Source organism: Isorropodon fossajaponicum endosymbiont JTNG4 (genome assembly GCF_016592615.1).
GTDB lineage: Bacteria > Pseudomonadota > Gammaproteobacteria > PS1 > Pseudothioglobaceae > Ruthia.
The window spans coordinates 573,904-586,396 of record NZ_AP013043.1 but is presented as its reverse complement, the minus strand read 5'-3'; the positions used below and the strand labels follow the sequence as shown (position 1 = coordinate 586,396).

The window sequence follows — 12,493 nt, the reverse complement described above, 5'->3', positions numbered from 1 at the left end:
TCATATTAATAATATGGTTGATGAAAAACAATTATGATACCTAAAAACTGATTAGACAAGATACCAACAGTACGGTAAAATAAGACAAATAAATTTGTTGTTACAACTTTTTTAGGAAAAGACCATGTCCTTATTGATTACAGACGAATGCATTAATTGTGATGTTTGTGAGCCAGAATGCCCCAATGACGCCATTTATATGGGCGATGAAATTTATGAGATTGATGGCGATAAGTGTACAGAATGCAAAGGTCATTTTGACGAACCACAATGCGTTGAAGTCTGCCCAGTTGATTGTTGTTTGTCTGACCCTGATCGTGTTGAAACTGAAGAGGAGTTATTAGCCAAGATAAAGTAGTCAAAACAACCTACGCTTGATTTATCTGTCATAAAAACCCGATACACGAGTTAATCAAACGACTTAATCTTTTCTCCACAAAGCCGTCTGGTTAAAGCTTGTAAGTGAATCACTCTTTCACTTAATTAGTTTAATTCCTCTTCTTTGATTTTATAATGTTCCGAGTAACGTGCTTTAACATAGGCTTGTTTAAGTAACTGGAAACAACGACGTTTAAACTTATCATCTTGTGGAAAGATATCAATTAATACTTCATTTTGATGGATTGCCATTGAGCTAAGTTGTTTTAAATTATGAGTATAGGGTTTGTATTGAGTTAGCACTAAAGATAAGCAAGAATAATAGTGTCCAGTAGTTTGATGGAGTTCAAAGGCTACTACATTTAACTTTTTGCGTTTGAATGTGTGTTGGTATTGTTCAAAAAAATCACTTCCAATACCAAACCAGCACTCATAATCTCGAACCGCCATCTTTTTGCATTTTTCTTGGGTTAAGTCCTCCGGTATTGCCAATTCTTTTCTACTTAACTCATATAGAAAATGATCCCTTGCTCTTTAATATCAGTAAAGAAGTATTGTCCTTCTTTTAAGGCACTGTTTACCTCGTCCAAGGTGTGTACAATTAAATTACACTCTAGCTTAAAAGGTGGTGGCAAGAAGATTCTAACTTTATCCTCAATGGTATCCCACAAGTCATAATTTATGACCAAAGTCAAATTGATTAACAATCACTAAAACATCATAATCACTGATATAACCAGTCTGTGGTTTATTTACCCACTTACCTATAGCATGTGAGCCGGTGCAATAGTCTAATTTTATTGGACACAAAGATAGCCTTATAATACAAACCATAAGGAGGTCAGTAATGACACAATATAAATCAAGAAAACAACGAGTGACTTTTACCGTTGAACATTCTGTTCAATACCCCCTTGAGGGGGAACACTAGATTATGCCAAACTCATGGTGCATGAGAATTACACCAATAAAAAAAATCATGATAATATCAGGAGCTTGCTCCTCAGCAGTTAGCAGATGGAGAAAACAATACCTAGCAGAGCTTGGTGGACAAACACCAGAGTCAGGCAAAGCGCTGACTTCTGAACAACAAACAATACAACTGCTTGAGAAACAACTTTGGCGCGCACAAAGGGACAATGAAATCTTAAAAAAGGCAACAGCCTTGTTCGCTGTGGACAATCACCAAGTGATATGATTATCAAGATAAACAAGGCTTGCCAACAATACAATACTAAAGAATTATGAGCATTACTCAAACTTCCTCGCAGTAGTTATTACTATCAAGTCAAAGATAAGCGAGTAAACAACAACACCAACGCTATGATTAAATTAATCAAACAAACTGCTATTGAAGTTGGATACACCTATGGCAAACGCAGAATGCGAGTAGTTTTGAATAACCAAGGTTATAACATTGGTATTTACCAAACTGCAACGCTAATGAAAAAAGCCAATGTAGTTGCCATACGCCCAAGAAAGCGTCATTATTACCCTAATACTAGATTGATGTTTAAAAAGGCAAAAAACCTATTAAATCGTGTGTTTGAGCAGCAATCAATTAATACGCATTGGGTTGGTGATATTACCTATATCAAAACCTATCAAGGTGGGAGTTATTTAGCCAGTGTGTTGGATTTAGGCTCAAGACAAGTTGTTGGTTGGGCATTGTCAAAACAGCCTAATGCTCAGTTGGCAAAGGATGCGCTTAGTAATGCTGTGTCTAGACACCAGCCCAATACAAATAAACACATGTTCCACTCTGATCAAGGGACTCAATACTCTTCTAAAGTTTTTATTGATTATTGCAACAAGAACAACATTACTCAAAGCATGAGCAGGCGAGGTAATTGTTGGGATAATGCGGTCATGGAGCGTTTCTTTAGAAGTCTGAAGACTGAGAGATTAAATTATCAAAGTTTTGCAAATCATAGTGAAGTCGTGCAAAATGTAGAGGGTTATATCTACTTGTATAATTACAAAAGGATTCATTCAGCGATTGGGTATTTAACACCTGCTCAAAAGATGGCTGAATTGAAAAAAGCGGCTTGAAATGTGTCCAAGTAGGTTAGAGCATTGCACACTCACAATAGGAGAACAAGCAGGTGATGAAACTGGCAATCAACTACTACAAGCTTTAGCAAGAGATGCTAAGTAAGACACCTATGTGTGACTTGTTTGATAAACATTAGGCTCTCTTACTCTAAAATCCCCGCCTTTTATGGTGTCATAAAACAAACGCCGCACGCTATCGCCATCATTTTGATAATTTTTAGTGGCATTAATCCCGCCTTGAGCAGCAATAGAATGCGCCCGCCTAGCAAAATCTTGAAAACAAAATGAGCTTACCTTTTAGCCAGCTTCACTCAGTGTTGCAGATAATGAACTACCTGCAAGCCCTATGCCAATCACAATAATTTTGTGCTTTTTTCAATTTTGTGGTGCGATTAATGCTAAATCAAATACGTGCTTTTTCCAGCGATTTTCTAAAGGCCCAACAGGTTCGTTTGAATTTAATTGACTCATAAAACCACACTCATTGGAATAGAAATAAAACCAACCAACAAAATTAATACAAGCAAAATAACCACTAAATGGTAGGGTTTGCTTGAAATGCCTAACGTTTGCAATACGCTAGGCAACGCATGATGTAGGTGCGCACTAAGCGTTATCACACCTAGTGTGTAAATTACTAACATCACAGGTTGGGAGAATAACTCAACCATACATTGGTACAAACTCGGCTCACCTGAAAATTTCATCTGTATAAAATGAAAAATGATAAACACAAATAACGTACCAGCGCCAGTCCAAGCAACAAATCTAGGAACGCCCTGAGGATAAGATTTTTGATAAGCCTGCCCTTTGCTAATATTATTAACAAGTTGACGAGACAATGCCACAATAACATGAAAACCAAGCAACACAATCAATATTAGTACCATTAAATAGTAAGCCAACAACTGGTTAAGCCAATCATAAAAACCATCAAAAGCACTTTGGCCAAAGTGAAAATTTAACAAGCTTAGCATGTGAAAAATAATATAAGAAAACCAAAAAAGCCCTGCAAAGGCCATCAGTTTTTTTAAAGTAGCACTAGTAAAGCTCATCAAACTCCACTCTAGACTACAAACGTTCCTTCTCAATGGTTCTAAGGCAACTGTTATAACGCAAAATAGGGTCTGAACAATGAGATGGTGCTATTTTTTCAGCCATTTCATACTGACCAATTGCCTCTATTAACCCCTCATAAGCAAAAGATTGAGACATTGGGTTTTTAAGCCAGGCCCTAGCTTTTCGCTCAAGAAAAATCCCTGTGTAATAATGCCGATGAAATTCTGAGTCTAATTTAGCAATGGTTTGGATAATTTTCTTATCTTTTACTTTAGTACCGTCATGTGAATACTGGTCTGTTAAAGCCAAAATATAGACCACCAAAGCATCTTGATTATCACTCAACGCAATCGCATCAATATGAATACTAATTGCCAAATCTGGTTCGCGTAAAGCTCGATATTGGCGTGCATTGTCCAAGACAATGCCAATTGAATCTTGATGAATTAAATGATAATCCATGAAATGAAAGTTTTTAGAACTCCACCCATCATCTGCATCAAAAAAGAAGACCAATACTCCTATCATCGGCTGGAAAATCCATCATAATGCAATCACCTTCAGATAAAAGTCTTACAGTCCCAAGATCCATTTTTTCAATAGAGAAGAACATTAATATTTTTTCATGAGGTGACATAAAATAAGTAAAGGTTACCTTAATATCAACCCCTACAAGCGGAACCAAATCTGTATTATTAGGAGTTTTACTAACGCTCGCTATCCCCGGCAAGCCCAATTCCTTCTTGCTTCTTCTTTTTCCATCATAAATTCATATGCGTCTAGTTGAGAACTTTTTTCTATATGAGCACTTCCCGTTTTAGTTAAATTGTATCTCTGACCTAAATCCATTTCATCATAGTTACTCATATTAATAGTAACACCAGGGTTAAGAGCTGAGGTGCTAAAATACCCATTGTAATTTTCATCCCACGAAATGTTAATGGTTTCAATTGGAAAAGCTACTTTTGCCCAAACGCATGTCGAAACATTACTATTGCTTGGAGTAACCACCCCTTTGAAAATTTGTAATTCAAAGTTACCAGCGTTTAAATAGTCAACAGTGCCTTTTGGTATTTTTAAATTAATACTATATTTTATATTATCACTTTTTTTATTAAAAATAGTGTAGATTATATAAAATATTTTGATCAAGATATTTTCAATTAATTATCGGGCGATTAAGTAGTCCAACCTGAATAAACCAAAAACTTAACCAGCCAATGGCACTATGTTTGGTCTTTTAAGCCCGTCCACAATCCAAAACCAGGCTCTGTAAATTGAGACAAAAAATCCCTAGAAGAATCTACCAACTTATTAAGAATCTTCCTTAAGTTGTGCCCACTAGCACATAAAATAACATTTTGCATATCACCCATTTCACCTTTGTTGGTAACAGCAATTGATGCCTTAATCCCAAACTCATACTTTTTGTGCGCCTTGCCTTTGCTGATACACTCAGCTTCTGGGGCGTGTAATGAATAGAGCTTGCCTTTGCTATTTTGTTGTTGGTTAATCAGTTGCTTGGCTTGCGCTAAACCCAGATTAAAGGCTTGTTGCAGCAATGGATTGTCTACTGGTAATTGGCGTTCAATGTCTCGAACAATTCTACCCAGTCTGCTCTTTAATTTCTTATTCATTGCCCGCATTCTTTTGAATTGCTTAGCGTGCGCATAGCGTCCTGCCATTAAGGCATAGGTTTTGCATTTTCGATTATAATTTTGTCTGAGATTGATGTTGTGTGCTTTGGCGACTTTGACTAAATTTATTCTAGCTTTGTTAAACAACTTTGAGTCGGTTGGGAAGGTGATATTCTTCTCTTGTACAGTACTATCAACCGTTACTTTTGTCAAACTGCTTGGTTTGATGGTTTTGCTTTTAAGTCCAGTATTGATGGTTTCCACTAATAGCTTTTCAACACCGTCTTTGCCAAGGAGATTACGCTATTTGGTCATTGACGTTGGATGGATGGGCAGAATGTGTAAGAAGAAATGTTCACCAGTAAAGTACTGCCAGTACGGATTCTCAACCCAACGTTCAACAACTTGTTCATCAGATAAATCATAAAGGTGCTTAAGGTAATGCAACCCTGCAATCATTCTTGTTGGTATGGCTGGCGCACCTTGGTCTGAGAGAAACAACTGCCCCAGTCTTGATCAAAGCTTTGTCAAAGCTTTGTCAATCAATTAGCTTTGATAGAGCAACTAATTTGTGTTTAGTATCAATCATATTTTCAAGTCGATTTTTAAACAAATCATCTTGAGGTATGAGGGTATTTTTAGGCTTCATTTTTGACAAAATATTTGCAAGGAATTGGGGTCTATTTTACCAAAAAGTTGCAATTTTTGCCAATGAAAAATGGTGTTTTGTATTGTTGTATCAATAGATTGTTGGTTATTCAGGTTGGACTTTATAGGCAGGAATATAATAATGCCTGCATTTTCTGTAGCGCATAGATTTGAATGCTATTGGTTTGTTAGTAATTTTAAAGCATTTTGAATAGGCTCAAGCACATTAGAGAGTTTTTTACGAATAGCAGAGCCTGTTAAATGGTACGCTGAAATGGTACTGACGACTAAGCGTTCACTCACACCTGCTAATAACATTCTAGCAAAGAGTTTTTCTTTTTCATCTTTGACATCATGAGTGATGACATTGGCTTGATTAATAATATCGTCAATAGATTCTTTACAAGTCATTAAGGGGTGAGATAAATACTGTCCAAGCGCGTCCAATGTGCGATACAAAATAGTTTCTTGGTTGATTTTTTTTAAGATGTGAATCGAAGTTTCTAATAGTAATTGCGCCTGTTCGCTAGAAACGATTTGCAGGTCTTGATGTTTGAAATCAAGCGAAATTATGTTAACTTTGCTGGGTAGATTGTTTTTCATGCGCTCAATAAAACCAACCAAAATTGCTGTTTTCCTTTGACCTTGTTTCCATAATTTAGCCTTTTCTTCCTTGCTAATCAAATCTTTTTGTAATATTAAATTAGTGGTATCAATTAATTGTTCTACATCCTGTGTAAATGGCAAAAACTCTAGTAAATAGTGGGCAATATCTTTGCCAACTTCGGTATTAACACACAAATCTTTAGTAAGCAGGAAGCGTCCAATTTCGGCTTGATTGTCAGTATTAGTGGCACACCACCAAGCCAATTTTAGCACATCTTTATCAAGGTTGGTTGCATTTGACACCGCCACAACTGCTTCAACCTCGCCCAGCTTGAGTAATGATGCAAGGTTTGATGATGCTACTTGCCCCATTCTTGACCAGCGTTTTAAATACGATGGATAGCCACCTATTGTACCTAGTATTTGGTTAATCAGAAGTTTTTTAACTGCCTTAATATAGGCGTCGCTATCACCCGTTGGGTTTAAATCAATCACTCGTTCTTTGAATTGTGCATTGAGTCCAACGACGACCAATTTATAAGTATCAATACGAATTGCAATTGAGGTGGCAATCAGAACATTTAGTTTAAGAGTATCTTCAGTGCTCAGCATTTAAAATCCTATTGAGTTGTGATAATGAGTGATTGGCAACAGAGTCTTTAAAAATCACCAGTGACTGCTTACCAAGGTTGATTATTACTAAAAATCTAGATTGATATACACAATAAGCTTGAGGATATTCATGAGTCTGATGATGGTTATTTGTTGTTTTAACTAAGCCTTTGGTAAGGTTGATTTCTTTAATGGCATTGTTTGTTAGTAATAAAATTTGCCTATTCAAATAATACCAATGTGCAACAAGTAATACACTAATAACAATACTGGTGTATAAATTAAATGCGTACTGCCAAGCAACAAACAAAGTTAATAGGTGTAACAGCGTTGATAAAATAAAATAACTTTTTGAGGGTTTAAGAAAAATGTTTAATGTTTAATGATTCACTTATCACGACCCAGTTCTATACCTATCTCATTTGCTCTATCAAAAGCAGCACGCATTGCATGGGCAATAATCATTTCAAAATCTTGATCTTGGAAAGACTCAATTGCCGCTTGAGTTGTGCCATTTTTTGAGGTGACTTTATTGCGGAGTTGTTGAGGTGAATCTTCAGAGCTACTTGCCATCATGCTTGCACCCAGTGCAGTTTGAATGCTTAATTTTTGTGCCACTGCCTCATCTAGCCCTAATGCCGCACCAGCTTTAGTCATTGACTCAAGCATTAAGAAAAAATACGCAGGACCACTACCAGAAACTGCCGTGATTGCATCTAATAAGTCCTCATCGTCTACCCATAAGCATTCGCCCACAGAGTTGAGTATGTTCTCTGCTAAAGATTTTTGTTTGTCTGACACTTGCTCATTAGCAAATAAACCTGTGATGCCTTGATTAAGCAAGGCAGGTGTGTTGGGCATTGTGCGTACAATGGCTTGGCTATCACCTAGCCAGCGTTCAATATCACGCAATCTAACCCCTGCAGCAATGGATATAATGAGCGTGTTGGTTGTAAGTTTGTCTTTTAAGTCTTTACAAACACTAGATAATACCTGTGGTTTAACAGCAAGAACAATAACGTTACACTGTGTTGCGAGTTTGGCATTATCCGTAAAAACCTCAAGGTTAAATTCAGCCTTTCGAAAGGATAATAACGCCTCATTGGTGTCACTAATTTTGATTTGATTGTGCTTAGTACCATTGTTAATAAGTCCAGAAATGATAGCATGTGCCATGTTGCCAGCGCCGATAAAACCGATGAGTGAGTTTTGCATAACGAATGTTTAAAGAAATAATATAATGTATATTCTACCAAAATAGTGTTGTTAAAAAATACAAGGATGACAATGAAAAATTTTAACCCCAAATTAATTATGATTGATGTAGACGGAACCTTGGTTGATAGTGTTCCAGATTTGGCCTATTGTGTTGATGAATTGATGAAAGCAATGAATAGAGCACCATGGGGCGAGGCCAAGGTACGTCATTGGGTTGGTAATGGCGTTCCAAAACTAGTAGAACGCTCACTCACTGGCGAGCTTGAAGCAAGCGTTAATAAACAAGATTTTGACAAAGCCTATCCAATTTTCTTAGAGCTGTATAGTGTTAATACTTCTGTGCGTTCGTGTTTATATAGTGGCGTAAAAGAGGGTCTGGATTATTTTAAAAAACAAGGTTATATACTAGGTTGTGTGACCAATAAGGCCGAGCAATTCACTTTGCCAATTTTAAAAGATTTGGGTATTTTTGATTATTTTGGGCTGGTGGTTTCTGGCGATACTTTGGCAAAGAAAAAGCCAGACCCATTGCCACTATTACACAGTGCTGAATTTTTTAATATCAATCCACAAGATTGCTTAATGCTTGGTGATTCAATCAGCGATGTAGCCGCCTCACGCGCTGCTGGATTTGAAGTTATTTGTATGTCGTATGGGTACAATCACGGCGAGGATATTCGAAATGCCAATCCAGATTTGGTGATTGATTCAATGGCTGAACTTAAAGATTATTTATAGCCAGTATCAGTAAAATGTATCCATATGAATACATTTGATAACCAACATATTTGGCATCCATATGCCAAAATTCCTAACGAGCTTCCCACCTATTTAGTTGAATCAGCCAAAGGCGTTTATTTAACTTTAGAAGGTGGTAAGCGCGTTATTGATGGCATGAGTTCGTGGTGGTCAGCCATTCATGGTTATAACCATCCAGTACTTAATAAAGCAATTGAAACCCAGCTAGGGAAAATGTCCCATGTGATGTTTGGTGGGCTAACCCACCAGCCTGCGATTGAGCTTACTAAAACGTTATTGAGGATCACGCCTGATAATTTAACCAAGGTATTTTTTACCGATTCTGGCTCAGTATCAGTAGAAGTTGCACTCAAAATGGCGCTCCAATATTGGCATAATAAGCACCAAGCTAACAAGCAAAAATTTATTACCATTCGGGGAGGCTATCATGGCGATACATTTGGCGCCATGAGCGTGTGCGATCCAGATAACGGCATGCATCACTTATTTTCAGGCGTATTGCCACAACACTTTTTTGTTAAAAGCCCATCTATCGTATTCATGGATGAGGCATTAGCAGATTTAGAGGTTGTATTAAAGCAAAGTGCTAATTCAATTGCAGTCATGATTTTAGAACCTGTTATACAAAATGCAGGTGGTATGCGAACATACAACCCTCAATATTTACTTAAAGCCAAAGCACTTTGCGAGCAATATCATGTTTTGTTCATCTTAGATGAGATTGCTACTGGCTTTGGTCGCACTGGACAATTATTTGCACTTGAACATGCTAATGTTAAGCCTGATATCTTATGTCTAGGCAAAGCACTAACAGGTGGCTATATGACTCTTGCAGCCACACTAACAACCGATGATGTTTCAGGTGTGATAGGCACATTAATGCATGGACCAACTTTTATGGCTAACCCCTTAGCTTGTGCGGTAGCAAATGCCAGTATTGAATTATTACTCAATTCCCCTTGGCGAAGCAACATTGCTAATATTGAAAAAATATTAAAGACAGAGTTATTACCTCTTCAAAAGCACGCACAAGTCAAAGATGTGCGAATTTTAGGTGCTATTGGTGTTGTAGAATTGGTAGATGAAATCGATATAGAAAAAACTCAAAACTATTTAATTGAAAATGGTATTTGGTTAAGACCTTACGGAAAACTACTTTACACTATGCCACCGTTTACCATTACTGATGATGAATTATCAGTCATTACTAATGCTATTAAAACCATAAGTAAGTTAACGCCATTACACTTTTAACAATTCAAATATTTTATTGGATTTGCAGCTCCTTTAGTAAAAAAAGTTGCAATGCTCTAACCTACTTGGACACATTTCAAGCCGCTTTTTTCAATTCAGCCATCTCTTGAGCAGGTGTTAAATACCCAATCGCTGAATGAATCCTTTTGTAATTATACAAGTAGATATAACCCTCTACATTTTGCACGACTTCACTATGATTTGCAAAACTTTGATAATTTAATCTCTCAGTCTTCAGACTTCTAAAGAAACGCTCCATGACCGCATTATCCCAACAATTACCTCGCCTGCTCATGCTTTGAGTAATGTTGTTCTTGTTGCAATAATCAATAAAAACTTTAGAAGAGTATTGAGTCCCTTGATCAGAGTGGAACATGTGTTTATTTGTATTGGGCTGGTGTCTAGACACCAGCATTACTAAGCGCATCCTTTGCCAACTGAGCATTAGGCTGTTTTGACAATGCCCAACCAACAACTTGTCTTGAGCCTAAATCCAACACACTGGCTAAATAACTCCCACCTTGATAGGTTTTGATATAGGTAATATCACCAACCCAATGCGTATTAATTGATTGCTGCTCAAACACACGATTTAATAGGTTTTTTGCCTTTTTAAACATCAATCTAGTATTAGGGTAATAATGACGCTTTCTTGGGCGTATGGCAACTACATTGGCTTTTTTCATTAGCGTTGCAGTTTGGTAAATACCAATGTTATAACCTTGGTTATTCAAAACTACTCGCATTCTGCGTTTGCCATAGGTGTATCCAACTTCAATAGCAGTTTGTTTGATTAATTTAATCATAGCGTTGGTGTTGTTGTTTACTCGCTTATCTTTGACTTGATAGTAATAACTACTGCGAGGAAGTTTGAGTAATGCTCATAATTCTTTAGTATTGTATTGTTGGCAAGCCTTGTTTATCTTGATAATCATATCACTTGGTGATTGTCCACAGCGAACAAGGCTGTTGCCTTTTTTAAGATTTCATTGTCCCTTTGTGCGCGCCAAAGTTGTTTCTCAAGCAGTTGTATTGTTTGTTGTTCAGAAGTCAGCGCTTTGCCTGACTCTGGTGTTTGTCCACCAAGCTCTGCTAGGTATTGTTTTCTCCATCTGCTAACTGCTGAGGAGCAAGCTCCTGATATTATCATGATTTTTTTTATTGGTGTAATTCTCATGCACCATGAGTTTGGCATAATCTAGTGTTTCCCCCTCAAGGGGGTATTGAACAGGCATATCTGTGGCTGATCTATGCCGTGAATACGCAATGTCTCAAGCCACATTTTACAAATGGAGATCTAAATACGGTGATACAGATTTTGTCTCTATGGTTAAACGCTTAAAAGAGCTAGAATCAGAAAATGCTCAATTCAAGCGTATGTATGCTGAGAGTGAGTTGAAACTGCAAATTACAAAGGATGCCTTAGCAAAAAAGTTCTAAAGCCATCCCAGTGGCGTGAGGATGGCTTTAAACATCAATGAACAAAATAAGAACACAAGTATCAAACTTATTTACGAAGTTTGTAGCATTAGTAAAAGCACTTATTATTATCAACCAAAACTCAGTGATGACAATGCTTTAATTGCCGATTGTCTACTGCGCTTAACCGCAACGCACAAGCGTTGGGGTTTTAAACTGTGCTATTTATATCTACGTAATGTTAAAGACTACAAATTTAACCATAAACGAGTGTATCGCATTTACCAAGAACTGGAGCTCAATCTAAGAATCAAGCCAAGAAGAAGAATCAAAAGAGATAAACCCGAAGCACTGAGTGTGCCAACAACTATTAACCAAACTTGGTCAATGGATTTTATGTCAGACTCACTCACTGATGGCAGGCACATTAGAACTTTTAATGTTGTCGATGATTACAATCGGGAAGGCTTGAATATTGATGTGGACTTGTCCATGCCAGCAAGACGAGTTATTCAATCATTAGAACGTTTGATTCAGTGGCGTGGCAAGCCCAAGGCTATCAGATGTGATAATGGTCCTGAATACATTAGCCAAGCATTAAGAGACTGGGTACAAGCCTTAGGTATTGAGTTAATGTACATCCAACCAGGTAAGCCAACTCAAAATGCCTACATTGAGAGATTTAACCGTACAGTAAGACAAGAGTGTTTAGATCTGCATTTGTTTGATTCTGTTGAGCAAGCACAAGATGCAACCACACAGTGGTTATGGGTTTATAATAACGAACGACCGCACTTTGCCCTAGGTGGCGTGATAAGATGACTAGCCTCTACTTTAGAGTTGTATGG

Annotated in this window: 13 protein-coding genes and 4 pseudogenes; 5 read left to right on the top strand and 12 right to left on the bottom strand. The window is 37.2% G+C overall.

Annotation, left to right across the window (positions count from 1 at the left end; translation table 11 throughout):
• Positions 1-124 precede the first annotated feature (124 nt).
• Positions 125-358 carry a YfhL family 4Fe-4S dicluster ferredoxin gene (locus CVFO_RS03435; RefSeq protein ID WP_201340194.1) on the top strand — a complete coding sequence of 78 codons (234 nt, stop codon included), beginning with the start codon at positions 125-127 and terminating at the stop codon, positions 356-358.
• Between the two features lie 125 nt (positions 359-483).
• Here the strand turns inward: CVFO_RS03435 and CVFO_RS03430 are convergent, their stop codons facing one another.
• Positions 484-870 carry a HEPN domain-containing protein gene (locus CVFO_RS03430; protein ID WP_201340193.1) on the bottom strand — a complete coding sequence of 129 codons (387 nt, stop codon included), beginning with the start codon at positions 868-870 and terminating at the stop codon, positions 484-486.
• A 453-nt stretch (positions 871-1,323) separates the two neighbouring features.
• Between CVFO_RS03430 and CVFO_RS03425 the strand changes: the two are divergent.
• Positions 1,324-2,430, top strand: a pseudogene (locus CVFO_RS03425) (IS3 family transposase).
• 126 nt (positions 2,431-2,556) lie between these two features.
• Here CVFO_RS03425 and CVFO_RS03420 read toward each other — a convergent pair.
• The 10 genes and pseudogenes from CVFO_RS03420 to proC form a co-directional block, all read right to left on the bottom strand.
• Positions 2,557-2,904: pseudogene (locus tag CVFO_RS03420) on the bottom strand (FAD-binding protein); the annotation flags it as partial.
• The gene (locus tag CVFO_RS03415) at positions 2,901-3,488 is read right to left on the bottom strand and encodes a succinate dehydrogenase/fumarate reductase transmembrane subunit (RefSeq protein ID WP_201340192.1); all 588 of its coding nucleotides are present in this window, start codon (positions 3,486-3,488) and stop codon (positions 2,901-2,903) included. The pseudogene CVFO_RS03420 and the gene CVFO_RS03415, both read right to left, overlap by 4 nt.
• A gap of 16 nt (positions 3,489-3,504) precedes the next feature.
• Positions 3,505-4,020 (bottom strand): hypothetical protein, encoded by a 516-nt coding sequence (locus tag CVFO_RS03410; RefSeq protein WP_225879314.1) that lies wholly within the window; start codon positions 4,018-4,020, stop codon positions 3,505-3,507.
• Complete coding sequence (locus CVFO_RS03405) at positions 3,992-4,228, bottom strand: hypothetical protein (RefSeq protein ID WP_225879313.1); 237 nt, start codon at positions 4,226-4,228, stop codon at positions 3,992-3,994. Before CVFO_RS03405 ends, CVFO_RS03410 begins: the two co-directional genes overlap by 29 nt.
• Positions 4,210-4,644 carry a hypothetical protein gene (locus CVFO_RS03400; RefSeq protein ID WP_201340189.1) on the bottom strand — a complete coding sequence of 145 codons (435 nt, stop codon included), beginning with the start codon at positions 4,642-4,644 and terminating at the stop codon, positions 4,210-4,212. Before CVFO_RS03400 ends, CVFO_RS03405 begins: the two co-directional genes overlap by 19 nt.
• A gap of 74 nt (positions 4,645-4,718) precedes the next feature.
• Positions 4,719-5,342 (bottom strand): hypothetical protein, encoded by a 624-nt coding sequence (locus tag CVFO_RS03395; RefSeq protein WP_225879312.1) that lies wholly within the window; start codon positions 5,340-5,342, stop codon positions 4,719-4,721.
• Between the two features lie 90 nt (positions 5,343-5,432).
• Positions 5,433-5,630 (bottom strand): transposase, encoded by a 198-nt coding sequence (locus CVFO_RS03390; RefSeq protein WP_201339599.1) that lies wholly within the window; start codon positions 5,628-5,630, stop codon positions 5,433-5,435.
• Between the two features lie 324 nt (positions 5,631-5,954).
• The gene (locus CVFO_RS03385) at positions 5,955-6,995 is read right to left on the bottom strand and encodes a hypothetical protein (RefSeq protein ID WP_201340187.1); all 1,041 of its coding nucleotides are present in this window, start codon (positions 6,993-6,995) and stop codon (positions 5,955-5,957) included.
• Positions 6,982-7,305: a hypothetical protein gene (locus CVFO_RS03380; protein ID WP_201340186.1), complete on the bottom strand. Its 324-nt coding sequence runs from the start codon at positions 7,303-7,305 to the stop codon at positions 6,982-6,984. Before CVFO_RS03380 ends, CVFO_RS03385 begins: the two co-directional genes overlap by 14 nt.
• Positions 7,306-7,382: 77 nt before the next feature.
• On the bottom strand, positions 7,383-8,210 hold the full coding sequence (gene proC / locus CVFO_RS03375) for a pyrroline-5-carboxylate reductase (RefSeq protein ID WP_201340185.1): 828 nt from the start codon (positions 8,208-8,210) through the stop codon (positions 7,383-7,385).
• A 72-nt stretch (positions 8,211-8,282) separates the two neighbouring features.
• Between proC and CVFO_RS03370 the strand changes: the two genes are divergently transcribed.
• Both CVFO_RS03370 and bioA read left to right on the top strand, forming a co-directional pair.
• Positions 8,283-8,951, top strand: a complete 669-nt coding sequence (locus CVFO_RS03370; RefSeq protein WP_201340184.1) for a phosphoglycolate phosphatase — start codon at positions 8,283-8,285, stop codon at positions 8,949-8,951.
• A gap of 24 nt (positions 8,952-8,975) precedes the next feature.
• Positions 8,976-10,226, top strand: a complete 1,251-nt coding sequence (bioA, locus tag CVFO_RS03365; RefSeq protein ID WP_201340183.1) for an adenosylmethionine--8-amino-7-oxononanoate transaminase — start codon at positions 8,976-8,978, stop codon at positions 10,224-10,226.
• Between the two features lie 76 nt (positions 10,227-10,302).
• Here the strand turns inward: bioA and CVFO_RS03360 are convergent.
• Positions 10,303-11,461: pseudogene (locus tag CVFO_RS03360) on the bottom strand (IS3 family transposase).
• On the opposite strand from CVFO_RS03360, the pseudogene CVFO_RS03355 reads away from it, so the two are divergent.
• A pseudogene (locus CVFO_RS03355) lies at positions 11,460-12,467 on the top strand (IS3 family transposase). The pseudogenes CVFO_RS03360 and CVFO_RS03355 sit on opposite strands and share 2 nt — an antisense overlap.
• Positions 12,468-12,493 lie beyond the last annotated feature (26 nt).

Excerpts from the sequence above, each read along its gene's own strand:
- CVFO_RS03435 (WP_201340194.1), top strand. The coding sequence starts at position 125 with ATGTCCTTATTGATTACAGACGAATGCATTAATTGTGATGTTTGTGAG.
- CVFO_RS03415 (WP_201340192.1), bottom strand. The coding sequence starts at position 3,488 with ATGAGCTTTACTAGTGCTACTTTAAAAAAACTGATGGCCTTTGCAGGG.
- CVFO_RS03410 (WP_225879314.1), bottom strand. The coding sequence starts at position 4,020 with ATGATAGGAGTATTGGTCTTCTTTTTTGATGCAGATGATGGGTGGAGT.
- CVFO_RS03385 (WP_201340187.1), bottom strand. The coding sequence starts at position 6,995 with ATGCTGAGCACTGAAGATACTCTTAAACTAAATGTTCTGATTGCCACC.
- proC (WP_201340185.1), bottom strand. The coding sequence starts at position 8,210 with ATGCAAAACTCACTCATCGGTTTTATCGGCGCTGGCAACATGGCACAT.
- CVFO_RS03370 (WP_201340184.1), top strand. The coding sequence starts at position 8,283 with ATGAAAAATTTTAACCCCAAATTAATTATGATTGATGTAGACGGAACC.
- bioA (WP_201340183.1), top strand. The coding sequence starts at position 8,976 with ATGAATACATTTGATAACCAACATATTTGGCATCCATATGCCAAAATT.